The following is a 16224-nucleotide window of genomic DNA, read 5'->3' as shown; positions in this document are numbered from 1 at the left end:
CGGTAGGATCGCGATGGTTGTTACCGACGTCACACCAGAAGAAGTGGCGCCTTAGTCCGGGACCCGTTTTCCGACGAAGAACGACTGACGTTGCGCCTCGCACGGTAGGGGCGAGCTGCACCTATGTACCGGCGTCTTCGCCACCGCCCAGTACCCCAGCTCCGAGATTCGCCGATGAACCTAATGACTTCATCAGGTCGTAGGCACGCGCCGGGCTCGACAGGGTGGCGATGCGTCTGAGGAGCACGGCCTCAGCTTCCTCCCGCCACACCGCGTCCTGGAGTTTGCACTGCACGACTCCGGCGAGACCCGCGCGTAGATCCTGTCTTACCGCCAACGCACTGAGTTCCTGATGCGAAGCCTCTGCTGGGTCGATTCCACTCGGCACTTCGAGTTCCCACCATCCACTGCCCCGTAGAGCAACCCACGGATCCGCTGGATTCGGGGCGGATTTGGCGACTGCGAATGGCGCCAACAGTGCGGCCAGCTCCTTACGTGCGTCCGAGAACCGAACGAGCCCGAGATGCCTATCCGCGCCCTTCACCGCCCAGAGCAACACGACGAACTTGTATGCAGCACTTCGGCCACCCATCTTGAACACCTGGGTGGTCTCGAGGTCCCACAAGAGGCCGCCACGGGCGTGCTTACCGCCGTGATCGACCACGAACCCGAGTGCGGTGAGGCAATCGGAAACCGTTGCGAGCCCGCCGGAGAATTCAGAGCTGTCGCAGAAGTGCCCCGTCGCGTAGCCGTGTGCGACACCGGCAATCGCTTTCGAATCGTAGAAACGGCCGTGATAGACCAACCTGAAGTTTCGCGCTTCGGCATAGCTCCGCGTTCGCAGGAACTCTTCTTGTCCGAGTGCGTCGAACTCTTCGATCGCGGACAGGACCGCCGGTCGGGTTATCGCAGAGAGGTCCACCTTCACAGCCACAACCGTGATCTTAGTGTCCGCATGCAACGAACTGAGCGGGAGTCCGACCTGGGTGATCTTGAGCGTCGCTTACAATTCCGGCCATGGCTCGTATCCGCTCCATCGCTGCAGGCACGCAGAGGGTCCAAGCGCACCCGACCGAAGTCGACTGCTACTACAACATCATCGAAGACGGCGACGGAACTCGTCTCATCCACCTGAGCACCTTCGGGTCGGATCACCGCCAGTCCAAGCCGAAGAGCAGTCAGTCCATTCAGCTCGACCGCGACATGGCCGTCCAGTTCATCGAAGTACTACTCAAGGCTTTTCCGGATATCCTGCCCACCGCCAAGGCAGCACTCCCCAGCCCTAAGGACACAGGGGATCTGGCATGGCCGGCGGACGAATCGCCGATCTTCCAGTCACTCCTGCGAGAGCTCGGGATCAAGGAGTAACAACGATTACCGAACCTCGTTCGGGGAATCAGTGACGAGGTCTCCGTACTGCTGGAATGTGATCACCGCTTCTGCGAGCAACAGATCCGTGGCTACCAACGTCGGGCAGTGTTCCGCCACCCTACCCCAGTGTTCGAGCAGCGCGGGAGAGAGCAGGTCCCGCTCGATGTCGTGAGCTTCGAGTCGAGCCAAGCCTGCAGCCACGAGACTGAACGCCGGAACTGCCGTCCATGCGATATCCGTACCGGTCTCATCGAAAACGGCGAGGCGTTCGCACACTGCGGAGTAGAGCGCCGGTGAGCGCCGTTCCAACTCGATACTCATGTGTCGCGCCTCCGCACTCAACCCTTGCGGCGCGTCCGGTCCAGACCACCTTCCCTGCTGGTCGAACGCCTCGAGGTACGCGGACCACCGGGCTTCCGGGCTCAACATTGCCCCCGGAACGCTGCGTATCTCCTTGGCGAAATACTCCAATGCCTCATCTCCCAGAGAAACCAGATCTCTGACGATTTCATGCTCCGGTCGATCGGTCGAGGGAAGCGTGCCACAAACCAGAACTGCCATGAGTGACTCCCCGCCGTTCTCCTTCAGGTAGTCAAGGGTGTCGAGCCGTTCGCCCCGCACTATGCGACGACGCGCCGACAAGGACGGCAGATCGGAGACCTCGATCATGCATCCCACCCACGGGTTCGAATGCAGTTCATTCAAGGTCTCCGTCGAACTGAAGCTCTGCCGGGCGAGCTCGGTCCGAACAACAAGTGCCGGCAACTGGGAAGCAGGAATCGTACTGTTTCCCAACGACTCCAATGCACTCCGAGGATTCTCCGAAACCACCCGGAGCAACTCACGGCGCCTCTGACTCTGTAGAACATCTCTTGGGTCGTTCAGCGTCCGCGCCAGTACAGTCCAGACTTCAGGCATCACCTGCGGACTTCGCGGCGGATGACCTCCTTCCGCAAGATATCTCGACAGGCGCTCACGGTTCTTGTTCCGATCACGCTTGTACCCGGATTGCTCGACCTCGAACACCGGGCCATCGGGCCACACGGCCGACTCGGTATGAACCCACGGGTCCGAGACCCGAAGCTGAACGTAGAGATCACCCGCTGCTGCCAGCTCTTTCGGTAGCGGGACGCGGGTATCGGTCACCGGCGTCTCCCGCGCACCGGCCCACGGAGCCGTGGCCCACCAGACGTCCGCCACAAGATTGTCGACGACCCTCAGCCCCTCGAACACCATCTGGTCGTTCTCGACCCGGACTTCCCTACAGCTCCCAACCGGACGGATCTGCGCAACACTCAACCGGGCGACCCTGTGGTCTTCCGATATAGCGACAGCCGTGAGTGTGCAGTCCCCTGCCTTGCGTGCGGCGTCAGTGAAGACTCGAAGGTCAGCCTCGAAGTGACCGTCCGCAGTTCTCCGAGGACAGATCCATTTGAGTCGGTCGCCACCGCTGTCGCGCAATTCCAACCGTAGTGCAGTACAGCCGGGCACCTTCAGAGCCAACAAGGACTGCTCGTCGAGATCGGCGTGGAAGAGCACCGGCACCGACGATCGCCATCGGATTACGTCTCCGACCGTTCCCACGTGAATCTGAACGTGGGGCGGCGTCAATATCAACGTATGGGTGAGACCCGCCGCGGAGAAGTCCACATTGCGCTTCACCTCGTCCCGCGCGAATTCCATTGCACTCTGCGTCGGTCGGACGGCGCTACGAGAACGCACGTGTACGCTCACCGCGTCCAGGCCGTCCGAGACAGGTCCACGCACCCACCGATCGATTGTGACGTCGACACCCTCGAGCACGAATACCGTGAATCGCAAGCTCGAACCTGCGGATCCCGTTACCGCGATGTCGAATTGACCGACGAGACTACTGCGAACGGCGGCAAACGGGTCGACGATACGCGTCTCCACCCCACTGGCGTAAGCCGAGTCCGCAATTGGAATTCCGTTCTTGCTCCTGATGTGAACTCGCCACAACGAGTCGTCACCGTCCCGGCGTCCCGGGAGGCGAAGTCGAGGCGCTTCCGCGTAGACGGGAACTCCGGCCGACGTCGTCAGCCCGATGATCGCCGTGCCATTTTCCAGACGTGGTACCTCCACGACCCGGACACCCCGCAAAGTTCCCTTACGAGCGTCGGTCACCACGCGTAACGACATAGCTTCGGAAAGGTCTACCGCAGCAACTTGCCACTTATGCCAACCGCCCGGAGAACCGAAATGTGCATAAGGCTGGAGCTCGACATCAGCGACCTCGTCCACCAGACGAGCATGCTCCGGATATACAGCGAGTACTTCGTCCTTGGGTAGGACTACCTGATTCCGCAACCAGCGGCCGTCGCGGTCGAAGAGCAGCACCGGATCCTGACTGCGCACGAGCGGAATCCGCCAAGAAGATTCTACGGAGCTACATTCGATGACGAGCTCCCGAGCCGGTTTCGAGATCGGCAGTCGCGTCGGCTCCCATTCACGCCAATCGAGTCCCCACTCGCCGCGAGGTGTCACGACCGTAGTGTCCCCGTCGATCGACACCTGCCATTTCTCGTCTTCGCCGAACTCGGTGGACGGTAGTTCGACAACAACCTGGTCATCGAGGGGCGCGTACCGAACCGAAGGTGCCCGACGCCCATGCGCCTCAGATCTTGCGTATACGCCCCCTGTACTACCGAATGTGTGGGCTTCGAGCGCCGAAGAGATTCCGTCACGTAGAATCATCGGAATCTCGTGATGGTCCGTTCGGTCATCGCTCGGCGTCCGACCATCCAGGATTCGATCGACATTCTTCACGAGATAGTCGAGAACATCGATTGCGAAGGATCCGCCATACGCAATGAAGTTTCGAACAGGCTTGGCGAGCTTGAGCACCTGCGGGTTCTTGTCGGATCGTGCGATCCAATCCACGAGACCGGCCCCCGACGCCGAACGTCCTCGACGAAGGTACTCGTCGGCAACCTCAACGAGCGCACCTATGCAGTGGATAGGAACGCCGGCGTGCACCCCCAGCGTCTGGACGTACTGCCCTCGGAGCGGTGGGAATGCGTCGAGCCCGAAACGTTGAAGGTTCGGTTCGACGCATTCCCGGAGCGCGTTCTCGAAGGCCAGAGTCCGAGGAAGCCCGAGCTCTGCCCAGAAGCTTTCCCAGTACCTGCCATGTTCGTAGGCAAGCGCAGCGTGGCCGACAAGGGCGGTCATCGTGAGTGCCGGATAGCGATCGATGAAATGCCCGATCGCTCGACCTGTACTTCGATGACGCCGCGCAGCAATTCCATAGAAGCCCTGGATGCGCTGCACCTCTGCTTCGTCGAAGTCCGCGCGCACGGCGAGGTCGACCTCGGCGAGGCAAACCCGGAGCCTCCGCTCCTCGTCGCTCATCCATGCTTCGAGCTCGTCGAATGTCGAACTCTCCTCACGACCGACTTGCGTTGGCACCGTTGCTTCCTCCGCTCAGACGGGTCCTACCGTCGCAGAATCACAATCGCGCACCGGAGCTTCCGGTTTCAGCCGCGCGTCAATTTTTCGACCAAGTCCTCCGTATCTACCATCTCGAGTCGACAGAAGTCGATGCCGTTGTCCCGCAGCCAAGCATCTCGGTCGTCATCGTCGTCGGTAATGATCGCGACCTTCTGACTCTCCCAATAGATTTCCACGAGCCACCCGTCCCCCACCTCGACACCGATCTCCGGGACGGGCACTTGAGTCTCTGCCAGCTGCGACAGCAACGGCCGCGCCTCGACATCGACGAGCTTGAGCGCGTCCTGCCACGGCGACGACACTCCGCCGGCAATGGAGATCTCCTTGAAGATCTTCAGAGCACCACCCCTGCTGAGTTTGTCGTGGTAGCGCGCATTCCTATAAGTCCGCAGACAGCCGTAGCACGACGTCTCCTCACCGCAATCGCACGAGTTGAGTCGCTCGATCGCGCCGGCAAGGACGGCTCCAAGGTTCTCCGCGATCTTCTTGGCGGCCCCGGCACCGGCCGGCACGGTGTCGAACAGGACGATGCTTCGACGCCCATCACTGCTCCACGAGAGCGTTCCATCGATATCGTCCCGACTGATCTCCAGAACCTTCGACGCCCCCTCGAGCAAGGCGTACAGCACCGACAACCAGCGTGCTTCGCTCTCCTTGTCGTAGTTGACATCACCGAAGGTGAATTCCGCGACGTCGGTCTCGTAACGGTGGGCGAGAGAGACCACGTCGAGCGGACCGTCGCAAGGCTTACCCGTCGCAGGACGCTCATGCTTACGTGGTGTATTGCGGCCGGCCCGTGCCGTGGCCCATCCGCACCACTTGCAGAGAAGGAAACCGGCTCCTTCACCTTCCGAGATGACTGCCATGCGGGCACGAACTCCGGCCTTCGCTTCGACCGCGAGCCCGCCCGTCGACGTCCAGGTGAAGGTGTCGACCACCTCGCCGATGTCCTCGACGTAGCTCGCGCCGTTCCACTTCCGCTCGGGCGGGGCAGTACCGACATCTGTCGCCTTGCCGTCAGCGACGAAGCCGTACTCGGGGATGACGAACTTCCTGATGGCGGTGAACGGTTCCTCACATCCTGCGCACACGGCCCCTGCGTCCAGCGTGTGGGCGGCCTCGAACCGTTCGCAGTTCCGGCATACGCGGTACTCGAATTGCTCCAGCTCCCGCTTCGGCACGCGATGGATACCCCGCGACGTCCACACCTTTCCGCCTGCGACGATCTGGTTGCCAGGCGCGTAGTCGTAGATGGCCTGACTCAGATCCCGAGACAGCTCGAGGTTGCGGCCGACCGGTTCTTGGCAGTGTTGTGTGCGAAGCTCCACGGTATCGACCGGGAACCCGTACTTGGGGAGGATGTTCTTGTTCGCGAGGAAGCCGAGGAGCTGACGCTCTTCGATCGTGCGCAGTGTCTTCTGGAGATGATCGGCGATTCGGAACTGTTCGGCGTTCTTCGCTTCCTCGATGAGTTCTCGGAAGGTCTGGAAGTCGTTCTCGACTTCCTGTTCGACCTTGTCGAGCAGGTCCGACAGGTACGCCACCCAGTCGTCGTTCTCGAGACCTATCTGTTCCTGGACGTCCGGAGGAAGGATCCTGCGGAGATCATTCTTCATGGTCTCCGGCACCGGTGTGAGGAAGTCCTTGACACGTGACGCAGGAGAGGCGTCGCTGCCCGGTGCCGGACGGAAGAACTCCCCTGCCTGGGTCCATGCCTTACCCGTCGTCTCGACGCCGTGCCGGAAGTACGCCGCCAACGCCACAGAATGTGCATGGCGACGTCCGATCCGCTCGTTCTCGATCGGGATCCACGGGATCCGCATGGTGCCCGCGATCATGGACTTGGGATCCTGGAACTTCGCGAGATCATGTGAGCTGCGGTTCGCGTAGGTCAGGACGAGCGCTGCCGACGCTGCCCGTCGACCTGCACGGCCCGCACGCTGGACGTAGTTCGCGGTCTTCGGCGGCATATTGCGCATTACGACGGACTGGAGGTCGCCGACGTCGACGCCGAGTTCGAAGGTCGTCGAGCACGACAGAACGTTCACCTTGCCCTGGATGAACTCGCGCTGGATCTCTGCCGCCTGGCGAGCGGTCCACTGCGCGGTGTGTTCCTTCGCAGCGAGCGGTGCTGGGTTGAGGGTTCCGTAGATATTCCGGTAGTGGTTCGTGTCGCGATCGAGCGGCGGAACCTCGTAGGGCAAGAGCTTTCCTGCGCAGCTGCTGTTGGGGCACACTCCCCGCACGCTGAATGCAGTGACGCGCCGGCACGTGTCGCACCGGTACCACTCGCAGTCCATACCGTTGTGGACGGCGAGCTTGGTGTGTTCGATCTGGTAGGCATCGGCCTCGAACTTGTCGGGCTCGTGCTTGATGTATCCGTTCTCGAGAAGGAATCGCCAGCAGCCGTCGAGCACCTTGACCGGATCGAGGTCCTTCCCGAGTTCGGTCAGCACCTTCGACATGAAACGGACACGGTTGTTCGTTCCGTTGGCCCGGCCACTGGGCAACCACGAAAGAACCTTGCTCTTCGGGTTGGATCCGACACGGGTGATCCGAATTCGCATGTTGCGCGGCTCGAAGCGTTCACTCCGGATGTCGACCTCGTCGAGCAAGTTCACAGCACCTTGCATGCGAACCGTCTTGAGCAGCTCGTCGATGAGGGCCCACGCCTCATCTTCACTCAAGCCGAGCTGGGTCAGTCCCCGGGGCAGCGTCACCTCTTCACGCGAGACCGCAACGCGCATGAGGCCGAGTCCTTCGAGCGACTGCTTGTGGTCCATGGTCATGAGTTCGCCCATGACCCATTCGTTGGCAGCCTTCTCCATCGCAACGCGGCCGGCCGATTGCGGGAAGTGATGCGCGGCTTTGGCCTTCTTCTGCGCGATGAGGGCCAGATCCTCGACAGTGAGGTCTTCGTCCGCGTACTTGCGATCCTGCAACGCCATTGTGAGGTAACGGCGTTCGAGGAGTCGTCCGTAGGTGCGGCCGAGATACGGTGCTGCAAACGCTGCCGCTTGCCGTGAGTCGGAGAACATCAGCAGCTTGCGGCCTTCACCTACTTCCTTCACGGTATCGTCGACAGCGACGGGAAGCTGCTGGTACAGGGCAGTCGTAATGACCGCGGGCGCAGCGTTGACGTCGGTGCGCAGACGACGAACGAGCTGTCGCGCGCTCGCTCCGCATTCGGTACATGTACTCATGACCTTCTTGGTGCCTCGGTGTTCGCGCACACGCCGAATCTCCCCGCCAGGGCAATCGGCGATCGGGCACATCCCTTCCGAATCACACAGGAGGCCACAACCGGTGCAGAGATAACGAACGCCCGACTCCGGGGCGTTCGTATCGTCGCCGAGGGTGGCCTCGTCCTCGTCGACACTGGTGTCCACCGCGTCCGTAAGGACCAACCACTTGGCCGACGCATCGTTCTTTACGCTGGGTACGAAGAACTTTCCGTTCTTCCGGACGGAGACATCCCCCGCAAGGTGGACGGCACCACAACGTTGGCATGTGCCGAATTCGAACATCGCGCGACCGGTCTTGGGATCGATCTCGTGCCTGCCGAGCAGAACGGTCGGTTCGTCGCCGAAACTGACGAAGGCGCCCTCGGTAGCGCGTACGAACATGTGGTAGCGGGCGGACAGTACAGGATTTCCGCTTGTATCGACGACGGACGATCCGAGCGTGACAAGCGCCTGCAGCTTCTCGTCCGCTCGCGCGTCGTTCGGCCACAGCCTCTCCGCCAGCGAGAAAGCGTCCAGCGGGCCCGGGGCCAAGACCTGACGCAACGACACGATGGTCTTTTCCGTGTGCAATGCCTCGGCAACATCACCGTGGGGGGACCTGGACGCCAACTCGGTCAGATCCGCTTCAGGGGTGGACCATTCGAGCAGTTCATCATCCGTCATCTGCCACGTCGCGGGTTCGCGTCGTTCGAGGCGCGTCGGCGTTACCAGATCCTGGCGTGCCGGGTCGTCTTCGACATACTCGAAATCGGCCTGGAAGAGGTTGCGCGCAAAAGTCATCGCTTCCTGAGGCTCACCGTCCAACGATGCCGATGTCGCGATGCACTGCAGTGTCGAGTCGGGCGCGACGCGCTGACGCAGGCGTCGGAGGAGCAGGGCAACTTCGGAGCCCTGGGCACCGTCGTAGACGTGCGCTTCGTCGAGTGCGATGAACTTCCATGTACCGGCGTAGGGCCCGTCGAACAGGTCGAGGTCGGCCGGGCGCAGGAGCAGATACTCGAGCATGGCGTAGTTCGTGAGCAGGATGTGCGGGGGTCGAACCCGCATCTCTTCCCGACTGAGCAGTTCGTTGGGGAGCGGGTCCTGGCCCGGGTTCATCGTGCGATAAAGGCTTTCTGCCTTGTCCGCATATTGTTCGGTCTCACCCGTGTAGCGCCCGAAGGTGATCTCCGGAAGGTCCTTCAGCATCCCGCGCAGGCGCTTGAGTTGGTCGTTGGCAAGGGCGTTCATCGGATACAGAAGAAGAGCACGCACGCCAGGTCCGAGGGTGCCGGCCTCGCGTTCGGCGATCAACGAGTTGATGATCGGGAGCAGGAAGCTTTCGGTCTTACCCGAACCCGTACCGGTACTCACCACGATGTTGCGACCCGAGGTGACCTTGCGGATCGCTCGTTCCTGGTGCTGATAGAGCGGCCGGCTCAGATCGTCGGGGTTCTTGTACAGCGCAGTCAGTCCGGGCTGCAGCACCCCTTCCCCGATGAGCTCCGGAATCGACTTGCCCGGCGCATACGGAGGGGTCAGCTCCAACAGCGGTCCCTTGGTGAGGAGACGTGTCTCGTCGATCGCCGAATCGAATGCAGCCGCCATCGCAGGATCGCTCGGACCGAGCAGTGTCTTCAGGTACCGCTTGTAGGTCTCATCGATCTGGCGCGCAGTGACCAACGGGTCGAGTCGAGTCGACATCAGTTCTCTCCGATCAGATTGCCGTAGCAGGCGTGTGTTACAAGAGCTTCAGCGATGAGGAGGTCTGTCATCACGAGACCTGGGCACAGTCGGGCCATCACTGCCCACGCTTCCTCGAAGTCCGATGTGACAGGTGGGTGCCGCAGCATGTCGTGGGCCCTCATGCGCGCAAGTACAGCGAAGGTCAGCGACTGGAGGGACAGCAACATCCAGGGGTGTTTCACTGTGCTGACACCCTCGAGTTTCTCGTTGCGTGCGGCGACTTCCCTGTAGATCTGACCTCGGGTGCGTTTGATGACTTCGAGCGTCCGCACTGTGGCCGAGCCGAAGGACTGCGACCACCCCTGCTCAATCCATGTCCTGCGATTGTGGAACGCGTCGATGACTGCGCTGACACGCGTGTCCTCGTCGAGAACGGCACCCGGGACGAGACGAGCGTGTTCGAAGATCGACTCGACCTGCGATGCAGGCATCCCGTCGAGCAGGATGGTGTCCTTGTCGAAGACACCGCCGTAGAGCTTGGCGGACTTACCTCTCATCAGTACTTCGATGAGTGTCTTTCCACCCTTGTCTTCCAAATAGTCCAGTGTCTCCGCGCGCTCGGCTGCCACGTAGTCGCGCCGGTCGTACAGGGAAGGTAGGTCAGAGATCTCGATCATGCAGCCCACCCACGGATTCGGGTGCAGATCGTTCATCGTGAAGTCCGCCGCGAAACTGCGGTACACCAGCCCAGTGCGGATGAGAAGTGCCATCATTTCCGGCAGCGGAATCGTACTGCTCCCAAGCGCTTCGAGCGCCGCCCGCGGGTTCTCGGAGAGGATACGACCTAACGCGGACCGCAACTGCTGGGTGTGGACGTCTTCCGACTCCTGAGGGAGGAGAGCCAACGCAGCCCACACCTCGGGCATGCTCACGGCGTCGGCCGGTGCCGGACCTTCGCCAGCGAGGAAGCGTGACAGATTGTCGCGTTCGCGCGACAGGTCGTGCATCCATCCGGGCTGGTCGACCTCGAGGGCGTTGTCCCCCGGCCAGGACGGGGGCGTGACCGTCACCCACGGATCGTCGACGAACACGTGCGCGAGCAGAGGCCCGGCATCGACATAGGCTTCGGGCAGCTTGGCGTGCCCCTCGGTGACCTGAACCGTCTGTACAGGCAGCCACGGAGCAGTGCGGGCCCAGAGATAGACGGCGAGGTCTTCTTCTTCGGCCGGATTCTCCAGCACCAGAACACCGTCTTCGACGGTCATTCCCGTGCACAGCGCTGCCGGTCGAATATGTGCCAGAACAATTTTCGTCGTACGGCCATGTTCGTCGTCGACGAGGGCGACGATGCGGCATTGAGCGGCTGTCCGGGCAGCGTCGACGAAGACGCGACTAGGGGCCTGGAAGTAGTCGTAATGCGGGGTGTCAGGAGTGACATCCTTGATCAGTGCGCCGTCGACAGTCTCCAGTTGAAAGACCGCGGCCTCCGACTTCGGAGCATGCAGAGCGAGGTTCCGGTCTTCGTCGAGTTCGGCCGGTGTGAGGACTGCGGCTGCCGTGCGCCATGCCGCAGCCGCGCCCACAGGATCGACGCGCATCTGCACGTACGGTGGAGTCACTCGCAGCCGATAGGCACGCTCACGCTGCGTGATCGTCACGAGCTTGTCACGATCGCCCGGTGCGAACTCGACGCGCGGATGTGGCACCGCGAGGTCCCATTCGCTGCTCACGGTAGCGACTACTGGGGCGAGACCTCCGGCCACCGGGAAGCGGAACGGACGAGTGTACTCGATCGAAATACCTTCGGCGAGGAACGCCTGCTGCCGCAGATCAGACCCGATCGGACCTGAAACGTGGATCTCGAAGAGACCCAGCACTGCGTCCTCGATCGGCTCGAAGGGATCGACGACGAGCTCTTCGTCCGTGCCGTGTACTTCGGTATCGACCATCCAGCCGGACGAGTCGGGTCGCTTCACACGGATGCGCCAGATCATCTCCTGCTTGCCGGGATTGGCAGGCAGGGTGATCTCCGGACGCGATCCGTACACGGTGAGACCGTTGAGGGTCTGCAACCCGTCGACGGCCTCGCCGTGTTCGAAGGTCGGAGTCGTCGCGTCGCGGACTGTGCGAACTCCACCGGGCGCGCGCGAACCGCGCCGAGTCAGAACGATGGATCTGCATGTCGAGAGGTCGAGCTCGGCGACGGACCAACCGGTCCAACCGACAGGGACGTCGGGGGTGAAGGTCGGTATCAGCGTGTGCCCCGTGGCCGTATCGACCACTTGAGCATCACTGGGATATACGGCGAGCACGCACTGGCGCGGGAGCACCGTGTGACGGGGGATCCATCGACCATCGAGGTCGAAGATCAGCAGCGGGTCGTCCTTGTCGATCACCGAGAGCTGAGCAGACTCCTCGCTGGGTACGTGCTGCAGCAAGATCTCGCGGACGGGACCGGTGACGGGGACCTGCGTCGGCGGATGTTCCTCGTCGGCTCGCACACCCCATCCGCGTTCGGCCAGAGCCTCCCGAGATACTCCGTCGAACGACACACGCCACGGCACGTCGGGCTCGACATCCGGGTATGGCACCTCGACGACGATCTGCCGATCCAGCGGCAGGTATGCAATCGTCGGTTTGCGTCGACGCCGGGTTCGCGGTGTGACGGGCCGCGGTCCGCTTCCGAACGGCCGATCGCGCAGCAGCTCGATCAGCTTGTCGAGCAGCAGCGTCGGCAGGCCGGTCGTGGACGTCTCGAGGTCGATCTCCGAAGCGGCCCATCCCTCGTTGTCCACCGTGAATTGGACGAACTCGATGATGCGGTTGAGGATGTCCACCGCGAGCTGGTCGCCGTACAGGATGAAGTTGCGGACAGGCACATCCAGCGAGTTCATCCGGTGCTTCTTGCCCGGTTCGCGCAACCACTCGATGATCGCCGCGCCCGTGGCCTCCGTACCCGCGACCATGCGTTCTTCGAGGAGGTCGATGATGTCGCGCATGCAATAGACCGGGAAGCCGGCGTGCAGGGCCATCAACTGCACGTAGTCGTTCTTCAGCTCGGGGAACTTGCGCAGCGTGAACCGCGTCAAGAGGCGGTCGAGCGACTTGCGGAGCGCTTGTTCGAAGGTCTGCTCGCGCGGGAGGTCGAGCCGTGCGAAGAACTCGTCCCAGTAGCGATGCTGTTCGTATCCCAAGGCCGCCTGACCGACGAGGATGGCGAGCGTCAGTGCGGGGTACTTGGCGATGACGTCCTCGGCGGCTTTGCCCACACGCAACATCTCGGCGGCCTGGCGACCGTACATGTCCTGAGCACGCCGGATCTCGTCCTCATCGAGGTTGATCTCGACTACGAGAGACGCCTTCTCCAGTCGCCGCGTGATCTCGAACTCCTGGTCGGACAGCCACTGCTGTCTGAACGACGCCCCACTCAAGAAAACTCCTCCCATACCAGCCCGCCGACACCTTCGCACACCAAACCGACAGACCTCACGAAAAGGTCATGTAACAAGTGTTTCGTTCGCAAACGTTAAGTTGGTACATCAAACTGTCGAACGCCAGGAGTCACCAGCACATGACCACCTCCGTACCGAGCGAAGAGCTCAACGTCGCCCCGGGCTCGATCGTGGTCGTCCGCGATGAGGAGTGGCTGGTCACATCGGCCGAGCAGGGCTCGGACGGGTGGCTCGTGAAGGTCCGCGGTCTGTCCGAATTGGTCTCGGAGACCACCGCGACGTTCTATTCGAGCCTCGACCGGATCGAGGTACAGGACCCGCGCGAGGCGGAGGTGATCGCCGACGACTCCTCCGGCTACCGCAAGGCGCGGCTGTGGCTCGAAGCTCTGTTACGTAAGACACCCTTCCCCTACGGGGACCAGACGCTGACGGTGTCGACACAGATGCTCGCCGACTCCCTCGGCTATCAGCGGGCCGCGGTGGCGAAGGCGCTCGATCCGCAGCACATTCGTCCCCGCATCCTGATCGCGGACGCCGTCGGCCTGGGCAAGACCCTCGAGATCGGCATGATCCTGTCCGAGCTGGTCCGACGTGGACGCGGTGAGCGGATTCTGATCGTCACCCCGAAACACGTGCTCGAGCAGATGCAGCACGAACTGTGGTGCAGATTTGCTCTCCCCTTCGTCCGATTGGACTCGGCCGGCATCCAGAAGGTACGGCAGAAGCTGCCGGCCACGCGGAACCCGTTCACCTACTTCAAGCGCGCGATCATCTCCATCGACACCTTGAAGAGCCCTCGTTACAAGGCCCACCTGCAGCGTCAGCATTGGGATGCGGTCGTCATCGATGAGTCACACAACCTCACGAACGTCGGCACACAGAACAACGAGTTGGCTCGGGTGCTCGCTCCCAACACCGAAGCTCTGATCCTCGCGTCGGCCACCCCGCACAACGGTCGGGAAGAGTCGTTCGCGGAGCTGTTGCGGTTGTTGGATCCGACGGCCGTCGCCGCGGATGGCACGTTCACGAAGGACGACGTCGCCTCCCTGCTGATCCGCCGCCACCGGCACCATCCGGAGGTTGCGGCGGAGGTGGGGAGCGACTGGGCCGAGCGCGCCGAACCGGTGCACCAGTTGGTCACCCCATCCTCAGCAGAAGATGCCGTTGCGCAGGAACTTTCGCAGAAATGGCTGCATCCGCAGTCGGGCCGTTCCCCGTACTCGGGTGAGACAAAGGCATTGTTCCCGTGGACATTGGCGAAGGCGTTCCTCTCCTCCCCCGCTGCGCTCGCCGAGTCGATCAAGCAGCGGCGCGCCAAGCTCGACCCACACGTCCCGGCGCAGGCCGCCGAGCTGGCCGCACTGAACACCCTCGACGAGCTCAATGCGAAAGCGCTGAACGAGTCGGCGGGCAAGCAGGCCGCACTGGTGCAGCGGCTGAAGGACATCGGTATCGGCGCAAAGTCGCCGATGCGCGCGGTGGTGTTCGCCGAGCGCGTTGCAACCCTGCGGTGGCTCACCGAGCACCTCCCGAAGGCGTTGGGGCTCAAGGCCGAGAACGTCGCGATGCTGCACGGTGGCCTGTCCGATGTCGAGCAGCAGGAGATCGTCGACAGCTTCAAGCTCGAGACCTCCCCGATCCGGGTGCTCGTCACCGGCGATGTGGCGTCCGAGGGTGTCAACCTGCACGCACAATGTCATCACCTGATCCACTACGACATTCCGTGGTCACTGATCCGGATCGAGCAGCGTAACGGTCGTGTCGACCGGTACGGGCAGAAGCATCCACCGGTGATCTCGTCGCTGATCCTCGAGCCGTCGGATGCCGACTTCTCCGGCGACCTGCGGGTGCTTTCGCGGCTGCTCGAGCGGGAGAACCAGGCACACGGCACTCTCGGTGACGTTGCATCGCTCATGGGCAAGCATTCGGTCACCGAGGAGGAGAACGCGATCCGCGACGTACTCGTCGGCAAGTCCACCCTCGACGAGCAGATCCGCGAGATCGACGAAGTGGCCGATGGCGACGACCTCGATGCATTCTTTGCTCAGTTCGATCTCGACGAAACCAATAGTGACGCAACGGAAGCCGCGCTGCCACAAGCGCCACGGCAGAGCCTCTACCCGGACGACCTCACCTTCCTCGACGAGGCGCTCAAGGCCGCATTCCACGACGTGCCGAACGCAAAGCTCGAGGACGGCGGCGTCGGGTGGACGGTGCACGCCAACCATGCAGTTGCGGAGCTGACGCCGCCGCGGGATCTGCGACAGCGTCTGGCCCAGTTGCCGCAGAACTATCTGCAGCACGGCAAGGTCCTCGAACGACTCACGCTGGCGACCTCGCCCGAGATCGGCAACGCTCAGCTCGCGGCAGCGCGAGAAGGCAAAGGCGTCGCGGGCACGACGTGGCCGGAGGCCCACTACCTCGGACCACTGCATCCCGTGCTCGACTGGGCCAGCGACCGTGCGCTCAGCGCCCTGGGCCGGAATCAGATCTTCGTGATCCGAGGCGACGTGCATGCGCCAACGGTGCTGCTGATGGGCACGTTGATGAACCGACGCGGGCAGTTGATCTCGCGGGTGTTCTCGACCGCCGCGTTCCCCAGCCCGAGCAATCCGTCGTTCTGTGTCGTGGAGACCCTCGCCGACCTCGACTTCCTCACCACGGATACGGGCCTGCGGCCGGGGTCGGCGAATCCCGGCCCGGTTCCGAATCCCGAGCAGTACCGCGCGCTGGTGCCGATCGCGGTGGACGAGGCCACGACTGCAATGCAGATGGTGCTCGACGCACAGGAGGCGGCCGCCACCGAGCGACTCGACCGGTGGCGCAAACGCGCCGATCGTTGGCATGCCGGCGCCGAGCAGCTCGAGCTCTTCGGCGGGCAGCGCAAAAAGGTGGACACACTGTCTCGGCGGATCGCGGAAGAGCAGCGACTCGCCGAATCTCTAGCCCCCACCCAGCAGTTGGTGCGTCCACTTCTCTTGATCGTCCCCGCTGTTCAGTCCAACGGAAAGGACCAGTAG

General features: G+C 62.6%; 7 protein-coding genes. 3 read left to right on the top strand and 4 right to left on the bottom strand.

Going from position 1 to position 16224, the window contains the following annotated elements; translation table 11 throughout:
* Positions 1-121 precede the first annotated feature (121 nt).
* Positions 122-934 carry a ScoMcrA-related endonuclease gene (locus ACPCXD_RS20240; RefSeq protein WP_423661003.1) on the bottom strand — a complete coding sequence of 271 codons (813 nt, stop codon included), beginning with the start codon at positions 932-934 and terminating at the stop codon, positions 122-124.
* Between the two features lie 83 nt (positions 935-1017).
* Between ACPCXD_RS20240 and ACPCXD_RS20235 the strand changes: the two genes are divergently transcribed.
* The gene (locus ACPCXD_RS20235; RefSeq protein WP_085469490.1) at positions 1018-1368 is read left to right on the top strand and encodes a hypothetical protein; all 351 of its coding nucleotides are present in this window, start codon (positions 1018-1020) and stop codon (positions 1366-1368) included.
* A gap of 6 nt (positions 1369-1374) precedes the next feature.
* Here ACPCXD_RS20235 and ACPCXD_RS20230 read toward each other — a convergent pair whose 3' ends face one another.
* The 3 genes from ACPCXD_RS20230 to ACPCXD_RS20220 form a co-directional block, all read right to left on the bottom strand.
* Entirely contained in the window at positions 1375-4800 is a 3426-nt protein-coding gene (locus tag ACPCXD_RS20230; protein ID WP_423661000.1) for a hypothetical protein, read from the bottom strand.
* Positions 4801-4868: 68 nt separating this feature from the next.
* Positions 4869-9674: a DEAD/DEAH box helicase gene (locus tag ACPCXD_RS20225; protein WP_423660998.1), complete on the bottom strand. Its 4806-nt coding sequence runs from the start codon at positions 9672-9674 to the stop codon at positions 4869-4871.
* 95 nt (positions 9675-9769) lie between these two features.
* Complete coding sequence (locus ACPCXD_RS20220; RefSeq protein WP_423660996.1) at positions 9770-12784, bottom strand: hypothetical protein; 3015 nt, start codon at positions 12782-12784, stop codon at positions 9770-9772.
* Between ACPCXD_RS20220 and ACPCXD_RS20215 the strand changes: the two genes are divergently transcribed.
* Both ACPCXD_RS20215 and ACPCXD_RS20210 read left to right on the top strand, forming a co-directional pair.
* Positions 12773-13282 (top strand): hypothetical protein, encoded by a 510-nt coding sequence (locus tag ACPCXD_RS20215; RefSeq protein WP_423660994.1) that lies wholly within the window; start codon positions 12773-12775, stop codon positions 13280-13282. The two genes, ACPCXD_RS20220 and ACPCXD_RS20215, sit on opposite strands and share 12 nt — an antisense overlap.
* Positions 13283-13323: 41 nt before the next feature.
* Complete coding sequence (locus ACPCXD_RS20210; RefSeq protein ID WP_423660992.1) at positions 13324-16224, top strand: helicase-related protein; 2901 nt, start codon at positions 13324-13326, stop codon at positions 16222-16224.

Origin of the sequence: Rhodococcus sp. AB351 (assembly GCF_049538275.1) — a bacterium.
Taxonomy (GTDB): Bacteria; Actinomycetota; Actinomycetes; order Mycobacteriales; family Mycobacteriaceae; genus Rhodococcus.
This window is presented reverse-complemented; position numbering and strand designations above follow the sequence as displayed.